The sequence below is a fragment of the Crocinitomicaceae bacterium genome (assembly GCA_016708105.1).
Classification (GTDB): domain Bacteria; phylum Bacteroidota; class Bacteroidia; order Flavobacteriales_D; family Crocinitomicaceae; genus JADJGJ01.
This window is the reverse complement of the sequence record JADJGJ010000002.1, coordinates 621,990-648,115: the sequence shown is the minus strand read 5'-3', so window position 1 is coordinate 648,115 and position 26,126 is coordinate 621,990. Positions and strand designations below refer to the sequence as shown.

The window sequence follows — 26,126 nt, the reverse complement described above, 5'->3', positions numbered from 1 at the left end:
ATTAAGCCAAGTAATTATCCAAGTGTCTGATAGATTGGTCAAATCAGGCTAACCAAATCAAAATTCAGTGATTCTTATGTGCCGCATGATCACAAAGAAAAAATAGGCTAAATTTGTCATCAGAATTTTATAGTTAAAATACCATGGCTGAAATAGAAATCAGACTTCCGAAAATGGGAGAAAGTGTGACAGAAGCAACGATAACCAACTGGTTGAAAGATGTTGGTGATTCTGTTGAATTAGACGAACCACTGGTAGAAGTAGCCACGGATAAAGTTGACAACGAACTCCCTTCAGAAGCAAAAGGCATTTTAATCAAAAAATTATTTGAGAAAAATCAAGTTGCACAAGTTGGTGATGTCATTGCCATTATTTCAAGCGGAGGCACTGATTCAAAACCGGTAGAAACACCTACAGCACAACCGGTACAGGCAGTTGCGCAAACCAACACCACAGCTCAAACACAAACAGTTACCTCTCAGGTACTTGACAAAACCAGTGAAAGTGGTCGGTTTTATTCACCATTGGTTCGCAGCATTGCAAAGGAAGAAGGAATCAGCATGCAAGAACTTGATGCTATAACCGGAACAGGAGAAAATAACCGAGTAACTAAAAAAGATATTCTCAGTTATGTTCAAAACGGAAACCGCACTGCCGTTAAATCAGAACCAACCGTGGCAAAACAAACTGAAACGGCCAAACCTGCACAAGTGCAAGCCAGCGTAGTTAGCCAGCCACAGCGTGAATTTAAAACTCCTGAAGTTCCAATATGGGAAGGAGATGAAATTGTTGAAATGGATCGCATGCGCAAGTTGATTGCTGACCACATGGTGATGTCTAAACATACCTCACCACACGTTACCTCGTATGTTGAGGCAGATGTCACCAATATTGTGATGTGGAGAGAAAAAATAAAAGATTCATTCTTCAAAAAAGAAAAAGAAAAAATGACCTTCACGCCTATCTTCATTGAAGCTATTGTGAAGGCTATCAAAGATTTTCCTGGAGTAAATATTTCTGTCAGCGGAGACAAAATCATCCGTCGCAAAAGCATCAACATTGGAATGGCAACAGCTTTACCAAGCGGAAACCTGATTGTGCCGGTGATTAAAAACGCAGATATGTTGAACATGATTGGCTTAACCAAGCAAGTGAACAGTCTAGCTGATCGTGCAAGAAATAACAAACTTAATCCTGATGACATTCAAGGCGGAACCTACACCATCACTAACGTTGGCACATTTGGCAATGTTATGGGAACCCCAATCATCAACCAACCACAAGTTGCAGTGCTTGCAGTTGGAGCTATTAGAAAAATGCCGGCCGTAATTGAAACGCCTTCAGGTGATGCAATCGCCATACGACATAAGATGTTTTTATCACACTCCTATGACCACCGCGTTGTAGACGGAGCGCTGGGTGGACAGTTTGTAAGAAGGGTAGCTGACTACCTTGAGCAATTTGATATTAACAGAGAGTTATAAACATTTTACCGTAAAAAATTTGAAGACCCACTGCCTCAGGACAATGGGTTTTCTTTTTTTCTTTGAAGAATAATTTAACCGAAATTGTGCTAAAATTCTCTCTGTTTCTTACAGTTTTATTCGCCTCCCTAATGGCGACAGCACAACCCCGCCCTACTCGTGAAGAGTTGCGTGAAGCCCTCAAAAACGCATCTTTCAATGAAAAATTTGAACTAGCCAATGATTTCATGTATGATAAAATTTACAATGAAGCATTATTCATTTGGGAGTTCATGCTTGAAGAAGATCCAACAAACGCAAATTTATTGTACAAAGCCGGCATGTGTCTGGTGTACCTGAATCGTGAAATTGAAGCCATTCCGTATTTTGAAAAAGCGCAGTACTCGGTTAGCAAATCATACAACCCGTTTTCATCTCTTGAACGAAATGCACCCACTGAAATCTATTATTACCTGGCAAAATCTAACCATTCAAAAGGCAATATTGATACCGCATTTTACCAATATGACCTCTTTTTGCAAAACTGCAAACGTAAGCACATGAATTATGATTTGGCTGTATTAGGTATTTCACAATGTCAAGTTGCCCGAAAGCTTATGGCTAATCCTGAAAATTATGTGATAACAAATATGGGCATAACCATTAACACATCAAATCCTGAATATTCACCGGTAATTACCATTGATGGTTCAGCTATATTTTTTACCTCAAAAAGATTGCGGCCGGATAGCACCAATGCCGGATACATCAGTCTTGAAAATGGTCAACATTATGAAGATATTTACGTGTGCTATCGCAACTACGACGGAAATTGGGAGAGTCCAAAATATCTTGAGTTCTGCAAGCCAAAATCCAATGATGCATCGGTATCAGTTTCTCCTGATGGTCAAACTGTTTTTGTTTATCAAGATTTAGGCGGTGGTGATATTTATTTTTCTGAACTCAGAGATACTGTGTTTGTGAACATCATGCCTTTTCCGGCAGAGGAACTGAATACTTCAGCATGGGAAACGCACGCTACCATTAGTCCTGATGGAAATTATCTTTACTTTGTTTCAGACCGTGAAGGCGGCATGGGTGGGCGAGATATTTATCGCTTAAAAAAATTACCTAATGGTGAATGGAGTAAAGCCATGAATTTGGGCGCACCAATTAACACGCCGTATGATGAAGAATCTCCTTTTCTGGGAGCTGACAATCGCACCATGTATTTCAGTTCTAACGGCCCGGCAAGTATGGGTGGTTTTGACATTTTTGTAACTCAAATGGATGAATCAGAACAGTGGTCAGAACCTGTAAACATGGGGTATCCGCTAAATTCTTTTGATGATGATATTTTTTATACCACTACAGCTGATGGACTCACAGGATACTATTCATCAGACAAACAAGAAGGACAAGGAGATAAAGATATTTACATGGTTGAGTCTGACCGCTCACTCATCAGAAATGTTGCCGTGTTAACCGGATTTATTTTTACGTCAGACAATAGCATGATTCCAAAAGGAATTTCCATTTACGTTACAGATCTTACTGATGCAACTCCACCAAAACTATACAGCCCACGCAGACGTGACGGCGGTTATGTACTTACGCTAAAGCCCTGTCATACTTACGAACTGGATTATCAACTTGATGGAAAGACCTTTTACAAAACTGAAATTTATGTGCCGTGTAATTCATCATATCAAGAATTAAAACACGAATTATTATTGGATATTGTTAACCTTGATGCGGTTGCCATGAACGCTGATTTGCCTATTGACGGGACGCGTTGGGAATTTAGTAATACAGAATATTTCACAGACTTAACAGGTCAAAGAGTTTCTATTTATGAAGACAAACAACTGGTTTATCAAGAAGTAATCAATAAGTACGGTCAATTCCCTTACAAAGAATTGGATCCCGATAAATCACATCTGATAAAAATTGATGAAGCAGATTTTGATTTTTGTGAAGATTTATTTTTAAATCTGGTAGACAGCAATAATACAGCGGTTGATTCATACACGTTCAAAGCCAATTGTGAAACCGGATCTACCGTTTCAGAATACTCAACCATACTTACCACACCAATTTTTCAGTACAACTTCGGATACAACAAAGATAAGTTTGACACAAAAAATGAAGCTTTGCAATTATATGTAAAAGGCATTAAACAACTCATTGACAATGGGCAAAAGGTGACCATCATTATTTCATCAAGCGCATCTAAAGTACCCACAAAATCATACGCCAACAATCAGGAACTTGCCGATCAGCGATTAAAGTCAGGTAAAGAAATTCTAATCAAATTATTAAAATCTGAAGGTATTGATGTAAGTAAAATTACCTTCGTTGAAAAAGAAGCCCTTGTACAGGGTCCGGACTATAATAACGATGCTGTTGAAAAAGCAAATGTTTACCAACGCTATCAATATATTAAATTTGAAATCCAATTCTGAAAATGGAACGGTTTTTTAAAATACTATCCATATTGTTGCTCTTTGCAGGAGTTCTGCTCTCATCATCTGCCTATAGCCAAGATGGTGATGAAGAAGAGGATGAGAAAGAAGAAAAAGTTGAACGCGGGAAAGAGAAAAAATTTCTGCGCAAAGGGAGAAATGCATACCGCAAAGGAGAGTATTGGAAAGCAAAATCTTTCTATGATAAAGTTGTTGCTGAAAATCCTACTAAACCACAATACTGGCTTGAAACCGGAATGGTTTACTACGACTCTGAAGTTGAGCGTGAAAAATCTTTGACCTATTTCTTAAAGGCCCTTGAATTGTCAGTTGATGACACCATGCCTGAAATTTTGTATTACACCGCAAAAGCATATCACTTCAATGGTGAATACGAGAAAGCAATTGAGTTCTACACCCTTTTTCTCAATGATGTAAAAAACAATAAAAAGGGAATGGAATTGAGACAAGAAGTCATCAGAGAGATTGAAGTATGTAATAATGGAGTTGATTTGCGCGGTAAAACAACCGTGAAAGATGCTACTGTTGTTAATATGGGAGACAAGGTAAACTCTGATTATCCCGACTATGTGCCGGTTGTTACGAATAATGAAGATTTAATTTTGTTTTGTTCGCGCCGCCCGCCGGGTAAAAAGAAAAATCTGGATGGATTATATTTTGAAGACATCTTCTACACTACGAATAAAAATGGAGTATGGCAACAAGCTGAAGTCATCAATAAATCATCAGGATATCTGAATAAAGAAATCAACGACGGAAAGGCACATGAGGCACCAATCAGTTTGTCACCTGATGGAAACACACTGTACATTTATAAAGAGAACAGCGTTTGGAAAAGTGTAAAAGATGAAAGTGGTAAATGGTCAATACCGGTGCGCATGAATCAGAATGTGAATATTGGCGATGCAAATCCAAGTATTTTCATCACGCCGGATGAGCAAGAAATGTTTATTGTATCAGTGGGTGCTGAAGGCGGTTATGGAGAACGTGATATATACTATTCACGCAAAAATGAAAACGGAACCTGGGACAAACCGGTAAATCTTGGTCCGGTTATTAATACACCCTATAAAGAAGATGCGCCATTTCTATCTAAAGACGGAAAGACACTTTATTTTGCCTCACAAGGACACAATTCTATGGGTGGCTTTGATATTTTTAAATCAGTGCGTGATGAAAATGGCAATTGGTCAGAACCTATAAATATTGGAGCACCTATCAACTCAGCCGGAGATGACATCTATTATGTAGAAAATGAAGATGGCACCCTTGCTTATTATGCTTCCATGCGTCCAGGGTCGTATGGATATCTTGACTTATATACAGCAAGTTTTGGTTGCAAAAATCTTGCTACAACCACCATAAAAGGATATGCAATTTTTGAAGAAAACCACTTGCCTGTAAATGGATACATCAAAGTAACCAATAAAACAACAGGAGAAGTGATGGGCACTTATAATATTGATCCAAAAACAGGAAAGTACACGATGGTGCTTCCTCCAAATCAGACATATTATCTTGAGCTTACGGTATCACAAAGCAAGTACAACGAACTGCGGCCGCACCGTGAAGAATTTTTTATTCCTGAACAATGTGAACAATACAATCTCTTTCAACAAATCACAGTAGATTATTTAAAAGATGAAGACGGGCAAGTATATGCCCAACGTGCAGTTTTTAAAAATGCCATGTTTGACATTGAGGCAGAGATTGAAAAAACTTACGGATCAAAAGATTTTACCTCAGCCGGTACAACGCAACATCAAGGTATTTCAGGACATCTTGCACATAATAACACACTCAATGCCCGTTACGTTGAGGTAGTTTTAATGAATGAAAATCATCAGATATTACGCATGACACATACTGATGAGCACGGCAATTTCACGTTTGAAAAAATTGATCCGTACAAAACATATATCGTAATGATAAATGAAGATGATGCCAAGGCAAGTTATTTTGGCGACAATTTTTCTTCAGGTTCAACCGTTACCGTTTCAGGTATTATCAGAGAATTTAAAGATGAGATTTCATACACACCACGCCCTAATGTGACCGTTTATTTTGGCAATACCGGACGCAAAATTACCAACACCATAGTAACTGACGGAACAGGTAAATTTGAATTTACAAACGTTAGCTCAACTCCTGATGTTGTAGCAACACTGAATAACAAAACAGTATCTTACAATTTAGATATGAGCAATGTGGAAGTAGCATTCTCTGCTTATATCATGTATATAGATCCTAAAACTACTGAATTGGCTTATACAGAATATGTAGATATTATTGAGCTGCGTGACATGTTGCCGCCGGGTGGAGGACAAGAATTTGCGAATATTTTATTTGACTTTGATAAATTTTTCCTTCGTGATAAAAGCAAAAACGTATTGGATGACGTATACAATTTCATGAAGGCAAACCCAAATGTTACACTGCGACTTGATGGTCACACTGACTGGTTTGGATCAGAGCCATACAACGAAAAATTATCAGAACGCAGGGCACTATCAGCACATAAATATTTAATTGATAAAGGCATTGCACCTAACCGAATCAAAAATCAATGGTTTGGTGAAACTCGTCCGGCATATGATAATATGGCACCTGACGGATCTGATAGTCCTGATAACCGTCAATTAAACCGTCGGGTAGAAATTAAAATTGAAATTCCTGAAATGGCTGACTTATACTTATCTTTGTAAGTACATAGTCATTCTATATCATGCAATTAAATCTTACCAAGCCGCTTGCCTTTTTTGATCTTGAAACCACGGGGTTAAATATTTCAAAAGACCGTATCATTGAAATAGCAATACTTAAGGTGCACCCGGATCAAACCGAAGAGCGATATGTAAAACGCGTAAATCCCGGCATGGCAATTCCTGCTGATTCAACTGAAATTCATGGTATAACAGATGCTGATGTGAAAGATGCTCCCCAATTTTCACAAATTGCTGAAGAAATAAAAACCTTTATTGGTCAGGCAGATTTAGCAGGATACAATTCTAACAAATTTGATATCCCATTTTTATTGGAAGAATTTTTGCGAATTGGGATTGAACTAGAAATGGAAGACAGAAAATTTATTGACGTGCAAACCATTTTCCACAAAATGGAACAACGAACCTTGTCTGCAGCATATAAATTTTATTGTCATCAAGAAATGCAAAATGCTCACAGCGCTGAAGCAGATATTGTTGCCACTTTTGAAATTTTAAAAGCCCAACTTGAAAAATACGGCGATATAAAAAATGATATTTTGTTTTTATCAGAATTTACTCAAACAGATAAAAATCGGAAAATTGATTTTGTTGGTCGACTTGCTTTGAATGACAAAAAAGAAATCATGTACAATTTTGGCAAACATGCAGGTAAAACTATTCGTGAAGTGTATCAGTTAGAACCCGGCTATCACCGCTGGATTCTGGATAATGAATTCCCGCTTTACACAAAATCAATTGTAAAAAAAGAAACCGATAAATTGATTACAGCTAATCGTGAGCAAAAAGAAAAAAAGAAAGAAGTAGAGGAGCAAAAATTTACAGATAAACTAAGTCAATTAAAAAATAAATTCGGATCCTAGTTCACAAATTATATCTTGATGAAATATGAAAATAATTTGCATTGGAAGAAATTATGCTGATCACGCAAAAGAGATGAACAGCCCTTTACCGAAAGAACCAATTTTTTTCATGAAACCGGACACAGCATTGCATCGTGAAACAGATTTTTATTTGCCTGATTTCACAAAAGATTTGCATCATGAAATTGAGGTTGTTGTCAAAATCTCTAAAAATGGTAAACACATAGATGCTGAATTTGCTTCAGGATATTATCAAGAAATAAGCCTGGGAATTGATTTCACTGCCAGAGATATTCAAAAACACTGCAAAGAAAATGGCTTGCCTTGGGAAAAAGCAAAAGCATTTGACAACAGTGCGGTATTATCAAACCAATGGTTAGACAAAACAAAAATCAATCTAAATAATCTGGAATTCTCATTGACAAAAAATGGTCAACCGGTTCAAAAAGGGAATACCAAAGACATGATTTTCTCCATTGATCAATTGATTGCGCACGTATCTAAATACATTACCCTCAAACAAGGAGACCTAATTTACACCGGTACACCCGAAGGAGTTAGTGCAGTAGCATTAGGTGATAAACTGTCAGGTTTTATTGGAGATTCAAAACTTTTTGACCTTGTAATCCGCTAAAACAGGGGCATCAACAATTGTTAAAAGTTGTTAAGATATGCCTTGAATTGGGCTCAATGCGCCCGTAAATGACTGTAAATCCCAATTTTCTCCATACGTTTGCAGCGTTAAAGAAATCAATAGTTAATCAATTGTTAATCTAAAAAAAAGAAAAGTATGAAAAAAGAATTGGTAAAATTCGGATTCGTTGTTTTTGCAGCTGTTGCTATGGCTGCTTGCGGTGGTGCTAAAGAAGAAACTACTGAAACTCCTGCTGAAACTCCAGCTACAACTGAGCCTGCTACAACTGAGCCTGCTACAACTGAGCCTGCTCCTACAGACTCTACAATGGAAGCTTGTGATGCTCCAGCTGAAGGTGAAGCTACTCACTAAGAATCGTTGAAATTTAAAAACCCTGTTTGCTAAGCAAGCAGGGTTTTTTTTTGCTCCTATACCAACTTCATTATTTGCAATTGTTTTGTAACTTCACTACACGCATTATATACACATCATCTTGAATAGAAGTTACCGGTGACTGCTGAAATAATTCTGAAGAAAAAAAGAACTCATAAAACCTAACCCAAGTGAGTAATCCGTCAAAGAATAAACTTGCTGATACCTTGTTTGAGTGGCAAACTAATCGTCGTGAAATTATTCGCGCAGGTTTGATTGCAGGAACCCTATCTCAAATTAGTTTTTTAGAAGCCTGCACTTCATCTCTTCAATTCAATGGCAATAAAATTTTTACCGCAAGGCAAGAAGGTATTTTGAAATTTGCCATGGAAGTATTATTCCCTGCTGACGGTAACGGTCCAAGCTGCTCAGACATAAACGCATTTGATTATATCACCTGGGTTCAAACTGATGAAGGTGCCTATGAAAAAAATAAAACCATTCTCACTGAAGGCATGGAAGAATTGGATAATTTTTCAAAAAAAATTATTGAGGAAGAGTTCTCAAATGGAACCCCTGAACAGCAAACACAAATCATAGCAACATTTATTGAAACTGAAAACGGAAACGAATGGTGTTCTGTTGTGCTGACATATATTTTAGAAGCCTTATTGCTTGATCCTATCTATGGAGCAAATGCAAATGAAGCAGGATGGAAATGGCTACAACACACCCCCGGTTTGCCAAGAGCAAACGAAGAAACCCGTTATGATCAGATCATGCAAACTGTTCGTAAAGACCATACCAACCTATGAAATACGATGTATGTATCATAGGCAGTGGCGCAGGTGCCGGACCAGTCATTTACGAACTTGCCCTTGCAGGTTTTGATGTATTAGTACTTGAAAAAGGTCCTTGGTTTAAGACAGAACATTTTACCAAAGATGAAATGACGGCTACCCGACGCGCCATTTACACGCCCGCTTTTAAAGATGAATTTCACGTATTAGAAACACAAAACGCCAATGGTGAATGGACCGCAATGCCCACTCATGAAAGTCGTCGTGATTTTTGGAATGGATCAGCCGTGGGAGGATCATCCAATTTTATGAGCGCCTACTTTCATCGCATGAAACCCAATGATTTTATATTGGCCACAACATTTGAAAAAATTGAAGGAAGCAATATAGAAAACTGGCCAATCACGTATGATGAACTGGAGCCATATTACACCAAAGTTGAACAAGTGGTAGGCGTTTCAGGCAAAGTAATTCAGCACAAATTTTTAGAACCACGCAGCAGTGAAGACTTTATTTTTCCTCCGCTTGAAACAAATAAAATTGCTGATTGGTTTTCTGCCGCGGCATTAAAAAAAGGATACGAAATGATACCGGCGCCAAGAGGCATTATTTCTCAACCGCATGAAGATCGGAATGCATGTTATCTATCAAATTACTGCGGAAGTTTCGGATGTTCGTCAGATGGCAAAAGCAGTTCGCGTGCTGCACTTATTAATCCTGCACTTAAAACGGGGCGTGTTCAGGTTATGGCTGATTCAAAAGTTTTTCACTTGGAAACTGATTCAGAAAACCGAATTGTAAAAGCGTGGTATTACACGTTGAATGGAGAAAAAAAATCAGCTGAAGCAAAACTATTTGTTGTGGCGGCCCAGGCAATAGAAACGTGTCGCCTTTTGCTGATGAGTAAAAACCCATCTTGCCCAAATGGCCTATCAAACAACAGCGGACAAGTTGGAAAAAATTTACTTTTCTCAGCCATTGGCACAGGTAGTGGCAATATTCAATTTGAAGATTTTGCAACTGAAAAAATTGCTGAAATAAATAATCCAATGACTTTTGTAAACAGAGCCATTCAGCAGTTTTATGAAATTAATCAACCAGGAACAGGAAAAAAAATAAAAGGTGGCACGATTGATTTTTTACTTGAACACTCCAACCCAATGCCAAAATCCATTCGACTGAAAAAAGAAGACGGAAAATTAGTGTATGGTTCAGCATTCAAGCGCAAACTTCAGGTTTATTTCACAGAACAAAAACGCGTGCGGTTTGAAGTATTTTGTGATTGGATACCACATGATGATTGTTATGTTGCACTTGATTCTGAATATAAAGATAAATGGGGAGATCCGGTCGCACGAGTGCGGTTAGGATATCATCCGGCAAATCGTGAACCAGGTAATTTTTTAGTAGAAATTGGAAAAGAAATACTCACTGAAATGGGTGCAAAAAATGTGAGCGGTGGAACAACATCATCACCACCTGAAAATTTGCAGGCAGGAGGTTGTCGCTTTGGCAATGATCCAAAAAAATCAGTGTTGGATAAGAATTGTAAATCACATGAAGTGCCTAATCTCTATATAACGGATGGAAGTTTTATGCCAACGGGCGGCAGCGTACCGTACACCTTTACAATATATGCCAATGCGTTTAGGGTGGCTGAGAAAATAAAATTACATTTACAAAATATTCATTGATCTATTATGTTTAAACTTTACTTCACCCTTATTTCCGTTTGCGCAGTTTTACCAATCTTTGGACAAAACGAAAGTAAATTTCTCTACCTAGAAAATGATGCAACAGGAAAAATTAAAAAAATTAACTTAGACCACACCAGTAATCTTGAGTTTGCAATAGACTCAGCTTTCACGTCGTACATCACCTACTCATCCGATGCTCCTGAGAAATGCTTATTTGGTGAGAAACAAGTTGAGTTCATTTTTGATGATTATTCTGAAAGCTATTCTACCGATAACGATAAAGGATATTATTCATTTGATAAATCTATTTGGCTTGATGAGGATTCATCCTTGATGCTAAATTATACAAATCCTAATCCGGATATTTCAATCAGTATGTTTCACCAAACCAAAACAAAAAGTGTTTTTTTTGGAATTGGAGTTGGAATAAGCTATTTGGCAGCTATTAACGCTATGTGGGTAGCCCCTTTTATTGGCATGAATAACGGAAGCTTTAAAAATTATAACTGGCAACGTTTTTGGCGTTTTGAACTGTACAGCGCATGCGCATTAGGAGTTGGAATTCCTTTAGGCCTAATTTTTCAAGAGAAGGAATATCATTTCCAAACCGCTGGAAGTTACAATGATACTTGGCATGTAGTTGATAAACCCGTTAAAGAATAATCAGAAATTTTTAGATTTTTTTGCGATTAATAAAAACCTGACTATATTTGCATCCCGTTTAAACGAAAACGGAGGAATTTTATTGGGAATTTAGCTCAGCTGGTTCAGAGCATCCCGACGAAAAGTCGGGAGGGTCGGGGTAGCTGAAATAAAAAATAAACGTATTGGGAATTTAGCTCAGCTGGTTCAGAGCATCCCGACGAAAAGTCGGGAGGGTCGGGGTAGCTGAAATAAAAAATAAACGTATTGGGAATTTAGCTCAGCTGGTTCAGAGCATCCCGACAAAAAGTCGGGAGGGTCGGGGTAGCTGAAATAAAAAATAAACGTATTGGGAATTTAGCTCAGCTGGTTCAGAGCATCTGCCTTACAAGCAGAGGGTCGGGGGTTCGAATCCCTCAATTCCCACCAACTAATAAAAAACGAGATGATAAACCATCTCGTTTTTTTTTGCTCTAAACTTTTTAAATGTATACTACCTATATTCTATACTCTGAAATCAAAAACAAATATTACATCGGATCAACTGGTGACGAATTGCATGAACGAATAAGAAGACATAATTCAAATCATCATGGATTCACTGGTGGAACAGGTGATTGGATATTGATTTACCATGAATCCTTCAATTCTGTGCAATACGCCCGACAAAGAGAACTACAAATCAAAAAGTGGAAGTCCAGAAAAATGATTGAAAAATTAATTTCTCAATAGCTGGTTCAGAGCATCCCGACTTTACGTCGGGAGGGTCGGGGGTTCGAAACGTAAGTTCGACCTTAGTCAATCCCTCAATTCCCACCAACTAATAAAAAACGAGATGATAAACCATCTCGTTTTTTTTTGCTCTAAACTTTTTAAATGTATACTACCTATATTCTATACTCCGAAATCAAAAACAAATATTACATCGGATCAACTGGTGACGAATTGCATGAACGAATAAGAAGACATAATTCAAATCATCATGGATTCACCGGTGGAACAGGTGATTGGATATTGATTTACCATGAATCCTTCAATTCTGTGCAATACGCCCGACAAAGAGAACTACAAATCAAAAAGTGGAAGTCCAGAAAAATGATTGAAAAATTAATTTCTCAATAGCTGGTTCAGAGCATCCCGACTTTACGTCGGGAGGGTCGGGGGTTCCCTGCCTATCTGAAAGAAATCATTCGATAATAAAGTTGATCATCAGGCAGACAGGGAATCCCGCAATTCTTACATTCACAAAAAACGAGATGGCTTTATCAACTCGTTTTTTTTTGCCTAATTTTTTTTGAATGACTTACACAACTTATATCCTTTAATCAAAAAGCAAAAACAAATATTGCATCGGTTTTACCAGAGATGATTTAATAGAACGAATTAGAAAACACAACACAAATCATCATGCCAATTACCCCCCCCAACTTTACCAATCATTAATTGTCGAAAACATTGAATTAAAAGCACTTGCTCACATTAAACAAATGACATACATTTGCCTGAAACTAAATCTACAATATGAAAAAAACTCTAATTATTCTAAGCCTCTTGTTTGGTGGAATGACGATTCACCAAGCCTATGCGCAGGAGACTGTTCAAACCGAACAGAATCCAATCCTCACGGGCATTAAACCAGCAGATGGTCAACCGGTAACTTTTTCAAGTCAAGCAGAATTGGACAGCACTGTGCCCGGAAAAATTTCAGCTCTTAAAGAAGAGATTTTGAAAAATGCGAATGATTCTGTTCGTGTCAATTATCTCCGTCAACAGTTGTGGCGTTTTGAAAATGCAATCGTAGTAGAAACCCGTTAAATTGAAAAACATGAAAAAATATTTTTAAGTATTATTCCGGTGGTGGCAATTGCTACAACTGGTTGGAATCAATGTTCAATTACCGGGCTTAACAGTCCTACCTGTGTGAATGGCACAGCTCAAACACCTGTTGTTAGCGGCGGCACATTAGTTGGTCCAGGAGTATCTGGTGGCAGCTTTGATCCTTTAGTTGCCGGAGTTGGTACTCATACACTTTTTGTTGTTGACCCAATGTACGCACCAAATTTATATACCATTGATCAAACCGGAACATACAGTCCAATGCCTGGACCAATTGCGGGAACATCAGTTTCGTTAGGAGATGATCAAGTCACTGGTGTTTTACCAATTGGTTTTACATTCAACTTTTTTGGTGTTGATTATACTGATTTTTATATTTCATCTAATGGATTTATTGGATTCAGTGCGGGCATGTCAAATGGATGTTGCTCTGGTCAAACTATTCCTACATTAGGTAATCCTGACAACATGATTGCATTTGCATGGGAAGACATACATCCAGGATTAGGTGGTTCAGTTAGATATCTTACCACGGGTACAGCGCCAAACCAAAAATTGATTGTTGAATTTTACAATGTTCAACACTATGGCGGTGGAAATGCAATAACTACTCAAGTACATTTGTATGAAACAACCAACGTGATTGAAATTCACACAACCTCTATGCCTTCTGATGGAGGAACTCACACCATGGGTATTGAGAATTTCAATGGGTCAACTGGATATGCAGTGACAGGCAGAAATGCTGCAAGTTGGTCAATTTCTAATGACTATGTTGCTTTCATTCCAACCTATTGTGCTACTGCAAACATTACTGTTACCACTGCAGTAACAGCAAATCTTGGAACAGATTTTTCTCTTTGTCCCGGTGAAACTGCTTATGTGTCGCCGGCATTTGGTATGGCAACTTATTTATGGAATGATTTATCTACTGATGATTCTTTAGCTATTTCAGGTGGAGGACAATATTACGTTGACATTGTTGATGGAGGCGGATGCACTGATTCAGATACCATCAATGTTACTGTAGCATCTATTACAAACTTAACTTCTCCACTTGCCATGTGCGAAGGTGATGCGCCAGTTACGCTCTATGCTGTGCCTATTACTAATCCAAGTCCTAATGATGCAAGTCAAGGAGTTTGGTCCGGTGTTGGAGTAATTAGCGGAGGTCTCAACATTGATACCGTGAAAATAATGGATGCACCGGGCGCAGGTCTTGAAGATACATTAACCTGGGGTGGTGACTTATGCACTGAAGGCATTATTGGTGGTACTATGTTTAACTCAACTGCTTTTAGTTTACAAAATACCGCAACGATGATTGATAGTATCAGATTCACCTTTGCCCATACATCTTGTGATGCCGCATATAGCTGGAATATTTACGTAAACGGAGTTTTAGTTGAAACCATTGCCGGACAATATCCAAATACTTGTTCTTGTACTCCGGTAGCAGGTTCAAATATTGAATACATTACTGCTACTGATCCTGCAATACAAACAAACTGGAACTTTGGAGGAACAAATACTATATCAATTGAATACACTGCTTTTTCAGGAAACTTTGCCGGCGTATTTGCACAGGTTTATAATCAAGGAAATATCTTTGATCCCGTAGTTGCTGGTGTAGGTGTACATTTAGTTACTTATGATATTTGTACACTATCTGAAACATTTGAAATGCATGTAATGGGAACTCCAGTAATTAACGCAATGAATTCTGCATACTTGTGCAACGGTCATGATGTGACACTATCTTCAGACATTGCGCCTGGTATGGGATATTCATCTTGGAGTACTACTGAAACAACTGATTCAATTATAGTTTCAACACCAGGAACATATACCCTGACAAATACCTTGTGCGGAACCAGCAATTCAATTGATGTATTTACTTCTCCTGATGTACTCATTTCATCTACTTCTACAGATGAACTTTTAGGAAATGATGGAACAATTGATCTAACTGTATCAGGCGGAACTCCGGGATTCACATTTGACTGGGACAATGGAAGTACTACTGAAGATTTATCAGGATTGGCTGGGGGTACATACATTGTTACTGTAACAGATATGAACGGATGTTATGACACTCTTGAAGTGGTTGTTTCATCTCAAGTTGGGATTAATGAAGCAGATGCTGATTTCGGATTCACAATTTATCCAAACCCTTCAAATGGCTTGGTACAATTAACTGTTGAATCTGCCGAAAATCATAACAATGTTGCAGTAGAAATATTGAATTCTGCCGGACAAGTTGTGTATTTTAAAACGATGAATATCACAGCCGGAAATAATTCAAACGAAATTGATTTGACAAATCTTGCTGACGGTATGTACTTAGTAAAAATTCAAGTTGGTGAAAAAATATATTACACCAAAGTTGCATTGAACTAACAGCTTTTATCAATAAAAGGGAAGGAGAGTTGAAATTCAACTCTCCTTTTTTTGCGCTCTTATCGCGCAATATAATTTTCAATTATTCCGCATCAAGTGCTAACGTGAACATGCACCCAACCCGCTACAAAACATACGGTCCCCACTCCGCAGATCCCAATCTGTGTATACGTAGTACATTTCTCTCAAACATTCACCGTGATTAATTGTTATTGGGTATAAACAATCACAAAAAAAAACAAATGCCTTTCTACCAATTCACACGTACTCAAAAAATACCGGCGAATGTTAAACAAGTATGGGATTTCATTTCTCGGCCTGAAAACTTGAGCAAAATTACGCCGACTTCTATGGAATTCAAAATGACAAGTGAACAAGTGGCTGAAACCATGTATGCCGGCATGATTATCACCTATAGTGTAAAACCGCTTGCCGGATTGTCCATGCAATGGATGACAGAAATTACCCAGGTGAAACCTGAATATTATTTTGTAGATGAACAACGTGTTGGACCTTACAAGCTCTGGCATCATCAGCATAAAATTGAACCTACTGAAGGTGGTGTACTAATGACAGACATCATTACCTATATGCCGCCCTTGGGCTTTTTTGGCGCCATTGCCAATTCACTTTTCATCAGAAAAAAACTCCATCAGATTTTTGATTTTAGAATGAAAGCGCTTGAGGAAATTTTTGTTTAACCAAAAGGTTCGATTAAAATCACATGCTAACCAAGTTTGTTTCTAGAAAACTGTTGATTATTCTCTCTTAAATAATAGAATTATATTTTTCATACATTAGTGTAATATTTACGCAAGTATGAAAATTTCTCAAAACATCAAAGTAGCAGTAGATGCTATTGTTTTCGGTTATTCTGAAAACGACTTGAAAGTTTTACTAATCAAACAAAAATTTGGTAAACTAAAAAATCAATGGGCGCTTGCGGGTGGATTCGTTAAAAACAACGAGGCCTTGCGCGATGCGGTTGTGCGAGAATTATATGAAGAAGCAGGAATAAAAGTAAATTACCTTGAGCAACTATACACCTTCGGAGACCAAATCAATCGCGATCCAAGAGCGAGAGTCATTTCCGTCGCATATTTTGCGCTGGTAAATTCTGACCAATTATTCCCCGTTGCTGATACTGATGCAAAAGAGGCAGCGTGGTATTCACTAAAAAAATTACCAAAATTGGCCTTCGATCATCGTGCTATGATACAAACCGCGGTGTTGCGCTTACAAAACAAGCTGACTTATCAACCCATCGGATTTGATCTATTGCCAAAAGAATTTTTATTCTCTGATCTTGAAAATTTATACAGTACAATTTTAGAAAAAGAAATTGACCGCAGAAATTTTAGAAAAAAAATAATGAGCTACGGCATTATTGAAGAAACACCTAGGTATTCGCAAAGAAAAAGCGGAAGACCTGCAAAGCTTTTCAGGTTTAACAAGTCAAAATACACCAAATTGGTTCAGTCGGGTTTTTACTTCGAAATACATTTTGCGTAATTTTCACACAATGTATTGACAGGAACAAATTAAATGCCTACATTTGCGTAATACATACACAAAGTAATATGAAAACACTTAATCTAGATTCAAATTTTAAACCACAACAAGGACAGGAAATATCGTTTCAACAATTTCTTTTTCCCGGTGGAGAACCACACATAAGAATAACATCAGACCTAGCCGCAGGCAGCAGCGTTACGTTGACACATCGGATAAACTCATTCAATGATTTAGGACTTCTATGTCTTGCAGCAGATGCTCTCAACCGCATGCAAGTGAAGATTGAGAAACTAATAATTCCCTATTTTCCTGCAGCCAGACAAGATCGTGTGATGGTAACGGGTGAACCACTTTCAGTTAAAGTTTATGCTGAGATCATCAATCAAATAAATGCTCAGTGCGTGGTAGTATTGGATGCCCATTCTGAAGTGACACCGGCTGTTTTAAATAATTGTATATCTATTCCTAATCATGCGTTTATCAAACAGGTTATGAGTCAAATTAACGAAGAGCTGATTTTGATCTCGCCGGATGGCGGAGCACTTAAAAAAATCTACAAAGTATCACATTATCTGGGAGGAATTCCAGTTGTAGAATGTAGTAAAAGAAGAGATGTTAAGACCGGAAAAATTTCTGGATTTCAGGTCTACACAGACAACCTACAAGATAAAGCATGTCTGATTGTTGATGACATTTGTGATGGTGGAAGCACCTTCATTGGATTGACGGAAGAGTTTAAGAAGAAAAATGCCGGTAAATTATACTTGGCAGTATCACATGGCATTTTTAGTAAAGGATTTGATGAATTGTCAACGTGTTTCACTAAAATCTTCACAACAAATTCAGTGAAAGAATTGTCACATCCATGCCTAACACAAATACTGATCAACGACCAAATATTATCATGAAACAATAAGTAAAAATAAATTTTAACTAGATATAAATATGCATAATCCACTCTTACTTACTGATGGCTACAAGGTAGATCATCGCAGGCAATATCCTGAAGGAACCACTCTTGTGTACTCCAACTGGACACCAAGAAAAAGTAGAATTGAAAACATTGACGAAGTAGTGTTTTTTGGTCTGCAATATTTTATAAAAAAATACATATTAGAAGATTTTGAAAATCATTTTTTCAAGCAACCGAAGTCAAAAATAATTTCAGAATACAACCGACGCATCAACAATTATCTTGGAGAAAATCAGGTAGGCACCAAGCATATTGAAGCACTGCATGATCTAGGATATATTCCGATGGTAATTAAAGCTCTTCCTGAGGGAGTTAGCGTACCTTTACGAGTTCCAATTTTTACAATATATAATACACACCCTGACTTTTTTTGGTTGACCAATTATTTTGAAACCTTGTTGTCTGCAGTTATTTGGATGCCTTGTACATCAGCCACCATCGCACGACAGTACAGAAAAATACTTGATCAATATGCCCATGAAACATCATCATCACCAGAATTTGTAAACTGGCAAGGACATGATTTTTCAATGCGGGGTATGGCGGGTATTGAAGCCGCACTAACTTCAGCCGCCGGACATCTTCTCAGCTTCACCGGAACAGATACTATTCCGGCAATTGATTTTCTAGAAAAATATTATAACGCCAGTTCTGATCATGAACTTATTGGAGGTTCTGTTGCTGCCACTGAACACTCTGTGATGTGCATGGGCACCATGTCAGATGAACTTGGTACTTTCAGAAGACTGATTTGTGAAGTTTATCCAAAAGGAATTGTATCAATTGTTTCAGACACTTGGGATTTATGGAAAGTACTATCTGAATATTTACCGGCACTAAGATCTGAAATTCAATCACGAGAAGGCAAAGTAGTGATTCGCCCTGATAGCGGAGATCCCGTTGATATAATTTGCGGAAACCCCAATGGAAAAAACGAACAAGAGAAAAAAGGCGTAATTGAATTATTATGGGATACTTTTGGCGGAACAACAAATGCAAAAGGATACAAGGAACTCATTCCACAAATTGGTGCTATTTACGGTGACAGCATTACCATTGAAAGAGCAAAAGATATTTGTGAACGATTAAAACAAAAAGGATTCGCTTCAACAAACGTTGTCCTTGGTATTGGATCATATACTTATCAATATAATACGCGTGACACTTTCGGCTTTGCCATGAAAGCAACTTATGGTGAAGTAAATGGAGAAGGTCGTTCCATTTTCAAAGATCCCATAACAGATGACGGAACTAAAAAATCTGCAAAAGGATTAATGAAAATAGTGCTTGAAAACGGAAACTATAAATTAATTGATCAAGTTGATTGGAACGAAGAAAAGCAAGGCGAACTGAAAGAAATTTTTAGAGACGGAAAATTACTTGCAGATTATACTTTAGATCAAATAAGAAATCGGATTAGGAAATAAATTAAATTTCAAAAAAAAAATCTTTTTAAATTCTGACGATAAATTGGCATCTGAATTTTAAAATTAATAACGATGAAAAAACAACTTTGTACTGCGGTCCTTTTGTTCATCATGCTACCCGTGTTGGCGCAGCAAATTCAAGAGAACGATACGGTAAAACAAGTCAATGAAGTACTGATTGTATATAAAGCAGAAAATAATACACCGGTGACATACCTGAATATTAGACAAGCTGATTTGAAATTAAAATCAACCGGGCAAGAACCATCTTTTTTGCTTTCAGAAACACCATCAGTAACTAATTATTCTGATGGTGGTGGGCCACAAGGATATTCATATTTCAGAATCAGAGGTATTGATCAAACCCGAATCAATGTAACCCTAGACGGTGTTCCACTCAATGAGCCGGAAGACCAGGGTGCCTACTTTTCAAATTATGCCGACATCTTAAATTCAGTAAGCTTAATTCATATTCAACGAGGAGTTGGAACAACAAAAAATGGCGTCGCAAGTTACGGTGGCAGTGTCCAATTGTATTCACCCATTTTGTATGACACTGCTCACTCTAGCTTTGGCGCAGGTTATGGATCATTCAATACGATGCGTTTTTTTGGCGAATACCATAGTGGACTAAAAAACAACAAGGCACTTTATGTCCGAGCATCACAAGTATATTCTGATGGTTACAAATATCATGCACACAACAATTCACAATCCATTTTTTTAAGTACAGGTCTCTTCAAAACATCTTCAGACTGGAAACTAAACATACTTCTTGGGCAACAACAAAATGGTATGGCTTGGCTTGGTGTTTCTGATTCGTTGATTGCAGTTGACAAAAGAACAAATGCAAACGCTGAACAAGAAGTTGACCGATTTTTACAATGCCTTGCTCAAATACAAAACCAGTGGCGTATCAAAAATCACTTTTATCTAAATTCAAGTTTATACTATACATTTTTAGATGGTAATTACAATTTTGATTTTAATAACTTTATCGGATTGCCAAGCACAAATGAATTATACAATTATGCATTCAGATCTCATTTTACCGGATTATTCTCGAACTTTACCTATCACTCAAAAACCATCAATTGGATCACCGGTATACATGGTAACAATTACAGTAGACGCCATATTGGTAGTGAAAAATCTCTTGGTGAACTCTATCAAAATACAGGAACAAAGAATGAATTATCAATTTATAGCAAAGCGGAATACAAACTAAAAAAATTTAATTTTTTTGCAGACATACAATACCGCATTGTGAACTTCAGTTATTCAGGATTGGTTTCAATGCCTACCCAGACATGGCAATTTCTTAATCCAAAAGCAGGCGTACATGCTAGAATAAATGAGCACGCCGGAATCTATTACAGCTATGGAAGCACAGGTCGTGAACCTACGCGAAATGACATGTTTGGCGGAAATGACGATCTTCTTTCAGACAGTCTTGGCAATGCACTTTTGTTCAATACTAAACCTGAGAGAGTACAAAATCATGAACTTGGTTTCAGGTACCAAAATAAAAAACTTACAACAGATGTTAATTTGTATTTTATGGATTTTGCAAATGAAATTGTACTCAATGGAAAATTTGGTCCAAATGGTTTGGCGCTGACAAATAATGTAGAACAAAGTATCAGAACCGGAATTGAATTAAGCCTGCAATATGAAATCAATTCGTTTCTTATTTTGAATCACCAATCATCATTTAATTATAGCAATATTACAGAACAATCTATTTCTTTTGAACCCATTTTAACCCCACCTCTCATTATTAATCAAGAAATTGTTTTCAAACTTAAAAATTTCAGATTCGGTGTCATGGGCAGATATCAACACAAGTCATATATTGACTTTGCCAATAGCGCAATGGTTGACAGTTATTTCCTGCTAAATCTTAGAGCACATCTGCAATTGAAAAAATTTCAATTCGCCGTTTTTTTGAATAACTTAACCAATGCACACTATTATAATCAGGGTTATGTTGACTACGATGGAACCAACAAATATTTTGTTCAAGCGCCCCTTAATTTCTTCACGTCAGTGAACTTCACTTTCTGATGAGCATATTTGATATTCATTTCATCGTTTTTGAACTGATAGGATACAAAGTCAGTTTTGTTGAGTTTATTGGAACCACTTTCGGATTCATATCTGTTTATCTTGCAACGCGTGCAAATATTTTAACCTGGACAACGGGTATTATCAACGAATTATTTCTATTTATTCTTTTTTTTCAGGTGCAACTTTATGCTGATATGTTTCTACAAATATTTTTCTTTGTTGTCACAATTTTCGGCTGGTATAACTGGAAGAAAAATACAGGAACAAACTCAGTTTCTAAATGCAATAATGCGTTGTGTATAAAGCTGTCAATATTTATTTCAATCGGAACTTTGCTCATGGGTTTATTCATGATGCAAATTCACCTCCTGATGCCGGCATTTTTTCCAATACCTGCAGCGTATCCTTTTGTTGATTCTACTATCATGATACTCAGTTTTGCGGCTACATATTTACTCGCCAGAAAAAAAATTGAAACCTGGTACGTTTGGATACTCGTTGATATAATTTGTGTTGTCTTGTTTTTTCAAAAACAAATTGCCTTTCTGGCTTTTGAATACATGCTATTCATGATACTGGCTTTGTATGGATTAATTCAATGGAAAAAACAAATGCGACATGAATAAAGGATTTGTATTCGGTAAATTTCTTCCCTTTCATAAAGGTCATGAATCCATGATTAGTTTTGCATTGACAAAATGCGATAAACTTACTGTATTGGTTTGTGCAGAATCATCTGAAGTAATTGATGGCGAAATAAGAGCTGAATGGATTAAAAAATCATATCCTCATGAACCCAAAATTGACGTACAAATCTTTCATTACAGTTCTGATGAATTACCAAATACCTCTGTATCTTCAAGAGATGTTTCACAAAAATGGGCACAAGCATTTAAAAAATTGTTCCCTGATTATCAGGTTGTAATTACATCTGAATTGTACGGTGATTATCTTGCAGAAAATATGGGTATCACTCACCTATTATACGACAGAGATCGCACTATCACGCCAATATCTGCATCGCAAATTAAAGCCGATATTATCGCTCATTGGAATTATTTACCCGCAAGCGTTAAACGTTTTTTCATCACAAAAGTTGTTATTCTAGGAACTGAAAGCACGGGTAAAACAACGCTGACAGAAAAGCTTTCTGCTCACTACAACTGCACACCGGTATTTGAAGCGGGGCGTGATTTAATTCCTGATTCAAATCAATTTCAGTTTGATGATCTGCATTTGGTTGCAACTGAACACGCCAAAAGAATTGAAACGGCTGCCACAGGTAAACACCCTTTAATCATCATTGATACAGACATTCACATTACAAAATCATACGCTCGTTTCATTTTTAAAAAGGAACTTGAAACTGATTCAAACATACTTGAAACAAACAAAGCTGATCTTCACCTTTACCTTAATAGTGACGTGCCACACGTTCAAGATGGAACAAGGCTAGATATTACTAACCGGAATTTATTAGATCATTCGCATCGCGATATTTTAAATGAAAACGAAATTACGCTTATTGAAATTAAAGGAGACTGGAACCAACGTTTCACCAAGGCAATTGAGGAAATTGAAAAATTGCTGAAGAAGAAATATTTTAGTTGATTTTGATCAACGAAAAAGTACAAACCAAATTTAATTAAAATCGCATCTGCGGAAAAGTATAACTACTCCCTTTTCAAATTAGAAGCAGACTCAGATTTTCTTTTGAGCATGAAAGGAAAAAGCAAATCATCTTTGAGTGATTGTTTCTCTTGTTGCTTTACGCCAAACTCAATGTCTTTAATGCCTTTGGAAGATTTCCAAGTAGAGAACATCCGATCCCACAACGCAAAAAATGAACCGTAATTTGAATGCTGTAAAGCGGGGTCTTTACTGTGATGCATTTGATGTTGCTTAGGACTGAGAAATATTTTTTCAAAAATTCCAAAGCCTATTGGAACATGTGAGTGTCGCAAATTTCCACCTAGTATAGCGGTGAAAAATACAAAAAAACTGGCGCCCATTATTTTTGGAAAATCATACACCTCAAGAAAAAAGTAGATGAAAATTCCGGTTATCACACCGTGCACAAGTAAGAATCTTAATTGAGTCAATACCATTTCAAAAGGGTGAATTCTGAAAAACGTAATAGGTGTTAAAATTTCTGCCGTGTGATGCATGCGATGCAAACGCCACAAAAAAGCATTGTGATGAAGAAGATAATGCAAAGCAAACCGGGTAAAATCAGAAAAAATAAAATAGGTCAATGCATATAAAACCAAACCCCAATTGGTAGAAAAATAGGTATTGGTGTAGTCACCAAACACATTGTTCATTCCCTTGTAAACATAAGATGCAACCCCAAGTGAATTGGTAAACAACAAGGGCAAAACCAAAATTTGCAACAAGTGGTTGAGTCCCCACGCAACCCCATCAATCATACTGGATTTTGAAAAAACATCACGCATGCCGTAGCGTTTGATCTTAGTGCCGGTAAACAAAATAAAGATGAGTGCATACACCACGCATAACGCCAAGTATGGCCAATATACTCGTTTGTTAGGTTCAAAGAGTTGATCAAAAGGTAAGTAATAACTAATGTCTTCCATGCTTTTCTTCAGGTACAAATTTATCTTGTTTCATGATACATTCAAATACCGTGAAAATAGTATTTTAACATAAGCATCATACTGCGCTTTTGTCTCTTCATCCTTCTAAAACCCTTAGCTTGCATGCTTTTTAAGCATATATGCAGAGCGTACAAGTTAATTTCACCTGAACATAGATGCCGGTTTTTAATAAGTACTAAATTTAACATGATATAAGATAAACCGCGCTTTTTGTTGACCAATTTCAACAAATGATCATATCAAATTCTTTTCTGAAGTAGAATTAAATAAACAAATTAAAAATGAAAGTTAATACTCTGGTGACGCTTCTATTTATGTTACACTGGGCTGCATTCTCCCAATCCCAAACCACCAAACGAAGCGGGATATTTTTAGAAATTGCCGGTAGCGGTGGTTTAGGTTCTATTAATTATGAGCGTGATTTTTGGCAGACAAAAAACACTATGTTCTTGTGGCGTGCAGGATTTAGTGTGGCACCCATTGATAAAAATAACGGAATGGGATTGGTTTTCCCGTTGATGATTCATACTTCTACAGGTAAATCAGCGCATAAATTAGAATGTGGTTTGGGACAAGGAATAACCGTGACTACAAAAGGGAATTTTTTTATTCTTACCACTGCTTCATTCGGTTATAGATTTCAACCTGCTGACAAACATTTTTATTACCGCGTGACCTATACTCCACTTATCTCTTATCTATTCGATTTTCAAGTACAGCATTGGGGTGGTATCAGCATAGGCTATTCGTTTTTCAATAAATAATTTTCATGATATCAGTCATTCAAAAAATACAAGCGCTTATGAAATCAATACATTTAATTTTATTTTTTGTACTACTGTTTGTAATCAGCAGTTGCAATAAAGAAAAGCATTTTGGTGGAGAAGATTTTTACGAAGATGGTTTTGAAAATTATCAACACGTTGACAGTATGTTTTTGCCCTGGCCAAATTTGGATAAATACTGGTCGTTCAAACAGCTGACCTTTGATAATAATTTTATCACGCTTGATACTACCATGGCTCACAGCGGTAACAATTCAGTGCATTGTTTTGGGGTAAAATCAAATGATGTTAATGTGTCAAAAGCCAGCATAAACAGACAACACATGGCATTTCATGAAGGAGAAACAATACGCATTACAGCCTGGTTTTTTATTCAGGACACGATTAGTTTTGACTGGCTTTTTTTAATTGATCTGGAAGAATACACCGCTATTGGTGCCGGACCGGGAATGCGAGTTGCTCTTGTAGACAATCATTTAGCAGTAGAGCATAAATTTAATGAACCGGATATTTTTCAACCAGCAGGAAATGAAATAGATTTTCCGCGCAATCAATGGGTTGAAGTAGTTTGGGAAATTGGTCTTTCACAAAAAAAAGACGGCACAGTTAAACTCTGGCAAGATGGAACCCTACTTCTGGAAGGATCAAACACTCGCACCATGCCAAAAGATTTGCTCTATTTTATTCAAGGCACTAAAGGAATTTACAGCAATATTGAATTCGGCGTTACGGCAAATTCATACGATAATAATTGTCACTTGTGGGTTGATGATGTTAAAGTAGAAATGATTAATTAATCAGAATTTGATTGATGAAGATTTG

23 protein-coding genes and 1 tRNA gene are annotated in these 26,126 nt (G+C 37.1%); 23 read left to right on the top strand and 1 reads right to left on the bottom strand.

Annotation, left to right across the window (positions count from 1 at the left end):
• Positions 1–143 precede the first annotated feature (143 nt).
• From IPH66_13955 to IPH66_13855, 21 genes are all read left to right on the top strand, one after another.
• The gene (locus IPH66_13955) at positions 144–1,484 is read left to right on the top strand and encodes a 2-oxo acid dehydrogenase subunit E2 (protein MBK7130443.1); all 1,341 of its coding nucleotides are present in this window, start codon (positions 144–146) and stop codon (positions 1,482–1,484) included.
• A 131-nt stretch (positions 1,485–1,615) separates the two neighbouring features.
• Entirely contained in the window at positions 1,616–3,928 is a 2,313-nt protein-coding gene (locus tag IPH66_13950; GenBank protein MBK7130442.1) for a PD40 domain-containing protein, read from the top strand.
• A gap of 2 nt (positions 3,929–3,930) precedes the next feature.
• Positions 3,931–6,654 carry an OmpA family protein gene (locus IPH66_13945; GenBank protein ID MBK7130441.1) on the top strand — a complete coding sequence of 908 codons (2,724 nt, stop codon included), beginning with the start codon at positions 3,931–3,933 and terminating at the stop codon, positions 6,652–6,654.
• Between the two features lie 20 nt (positions 6,655–6,674).
• Complete coding sequence (locus IPH66_13940; protein ID MBK7130440.1) at positions 6,675–7,535, top strand: 3'-5' exonuclease; 861 nt, start codon at positions 6,675–6,677, stop codon at positions 7,533–7,535.
• A 25-nt stretch (positions 7,536–7,560) separates the two neighbouring features.
• The gene (locus IPH66_13935; protein MBK7130439.1) at positions 7,561–8,169 is read left to right on the top strand and encodes a fumarylacetoacetate hydrolase family protein; all 609 of its coding nucleotides are present in this window, start codon (positions 7,561–7,563) and stop codon (positions 8,167–8,169) included.
• Positions 8,170–8,325: 156 nt separating this feature from the next.
• Positions 8,326–8,541, top strand: coding sequence for a hypothetical protein (locus tag IPH66_13930; protein ID MBK7130438.1), 216 nt, complete (start codon positions 8,326–8,328; stop codon positions 8,539–8,541).
• A gap of 191 nt (positions 8,542–8,732) precedes the next feature.
• The gene (locus tag IPH66_13925) at positions 8,733–9,356 is read left to right on the top strand and encodes a gluconate 2-dehydrogenase subunit 3 family protein (GenBank protein ID MBK7130437.1); all 624 of its coding nucleotides are present in this window, start codon (positions 8,733–8,735) and stop codon (positions 9,354–9,356) included.
• Positions 9,353–11,035: a GMC family oxidoreductase gene (locus IPH66_13920; protein MBK7130436.1), complete on the top strand. Its 1,683-nt coding sequence runs from the start codon at positions 9,353–9,355 to the stop codon at positions 11,033–11,035. The genes IPH66_13925 and IPH66_13920 overlap by 4 nt, the downstream gene beginning before the upstream one ends.
• Before the next feature lie 6 nt (positions 11,036–11,041).
• Positions 11,042–11,701, top strand: a complete 660-nt coding sequence (locus IPH66_13915) for a hypothetical protein (GenBank protein ID MBK7130435.1) — start codon at positions 11,042–11,044, stop codon at positions 11,699–11,701.
• 330 nt (positions 11,702–12,031) lie between these two features.
• A tRNA-Val gene (locus IPH66_13910) sits at positions 12,032–12,109 on the top strand.
• Positions 12,110–12,166: 57 nt separating this feature from the next.
• Positions 12,167–12,412, top strand: a complete 246-nt coding sequence (locus tag IPH66_13905; protein MBK7130434.1) for a GIY-YIG nuclease family protein — start codon at positions 12,167–12,169, stop codon at positions 12,410–12,412.
• Positions 12,413–12,556: 144 nt separating this feature from the next.
• Positions 12,557–12,802, top strand: coding sequence for a GIY-YIG nuclease family protein (locus IPH66_13900; GenBank protein MBK7130433.1), 246 nt, complete (start codon positions 12,557–12,559; stop codon positions 12,800–12,802).
• A gap of 399 nt (positions 12,803–13,201) precedes the next feature.
• The gene (locus tag IPH66_13895; protein ID MBK7130432.1) at positions 13,202–13,495 is read left to right on the top strand and encodes a hypothetical protein; all 294 of its coding nucleotides are present in this window, start codon (positions 13,202–13,204) and stop codon (positions 13,493–13,495) included.
• Positions 13,496–13,537: 42 nt separating this feature from the next.
• Positions 13,538–15,916, top strand: coding sequence for a T9SS type A sorting domain-containing protein (locus IPH66_13890; GenBank protein MBK7130431.1), 2,379 nt, complete (start codon positions 13,538–13,540; stop codon positions 15,914–15,916).
• A gap of 242 nt (positions 15,917–16,158) precedes the next feature.
• Positions 16,159–16,617 carry an SRPBCC family protein gene (locus IPH66_13885; protein ID MBK7130430.1) on the top strand — a complete coding sequence of 153 codons (459 nt, stop codon included), beginning with the start codon at positions 16,159–16,161 and terminating at the stop codon, positions 16,615–16,617.
• Between the two features lie 118 nt (positions 16,618–16,735).
• The gene (locus IPH66_13880; protein MBK7130429.1) at positions 16,736–17,428 is read left to right on the top strand and encodes an NUDIX hydrolase; all 693 of its coding nucleotides are present in this window, start codon (positions 16,736–16,738) and stop codon (positions 17,426–17,428) included.
• 68 nt (positions 17,429–17,496) lie between these two features.
• Positions 17,497–18,339, top strand: a complete 843-nt coding sequence (locus IPH66_13875; protein MBK7130428.1) for a ribose-phosphate pyrophosphokinase — start codon at positions 17,497–17,499, stop codon at positions 18,337–18,339.
• A 37-nt stretch (positions 18,340–18,376) separates the two neighbouring features.
• A complete protein-coding gene (locus tag IPH66_13870) occupies positions 18,377–19,831 on the top strand; it encodes a nicotinate phosphoribosyltransferase (GenBank protein ID MBK7130427.1) in 1,455 nt (484 codons plus the stop codon).
• A gap of 72 nt (positions 19,832–19,903) precedes the next feature.
• Positions 19,904–21,898 (top strand): TonB-dependent receptor, encoded by a 1,995-nt coding sequence (locus IPH66_13865; protein MBK7130426.1) that lies wholly within the window; start codon positions 19,904–19,906, stop codon positions 21,896–21,898.
• The gene (locus IPH66_13860) at positions 21,898–22,527 is read left to right on the top strand and encodes a nicotinamide mononucleotide transporter (GenBank protein MBK7130425.1); all 630 of its coding nucleotides are present in this window, start codon (positions 21,898–21,900) and stop codon (positions 22,525–22,527) included. The genes IPH66_13865 and IPH66_13860 overlap by 1 nt, the downstream gene beginning before the upstream one ends.
• A complete protein-coding gene (locus IPH66_13855) occupies positions 22,520–23,512 on the top strand; it encodes an AAA family ATPase (protein ID MBK7130424.1) in 993 nt (330 codons plus the stop codon). The genes IPH66_13860 and IPH66_13855 overlap by 8 nt, the downstream gene beginning before the upstream one ends.
• 62 nt (positions 23,513–23,574) lie before the next feature.
• Here IPH66_13855 and IPH66_13850 read toward each other — a convergent pair whose 3' ends face one another.
• Positions 23,575–24,498, bottom strand: a complete 924-nt coding sequence (locus IPH66_13850; GenBank protein MBK7130423.1) for a sterol desaturase family protein — start codon at positions 24,496–24,498, stop codon at positions 23,575–23,577.
• Positions 24,499–24,800: 302 nt separating this feature from the next.
• Between IPH66_13850 and IPH66_13845 the strand changes: the two genes are divergently transcribed.
• Both IPH66_13845 and IPH66_13840 read left to right on the top strand, forming a co-directional pair.
• Positions 24,801–25,283, top strand: a complete 483-nt coding sequence (locus tag IPH66_13845; GenBank protein MBK7130422.1) for a hypothetical protein — start codon at positions 24,801–24,803, stop codon at positions 25,281–25,283.
• 38 nt (positions 25,284–25,321) lie between these two features.
• A complete protein-coding gene (locus IPH66_13840; GenBank protein MBK7130421.1) occupies positions 25,322–26,101 on the top strand; it encodes a hypothetical protein in 780 nt (259 codons plus the stop codon).
• Positions 26,102–26,126 lie beyond the last annotated feature (25 nt).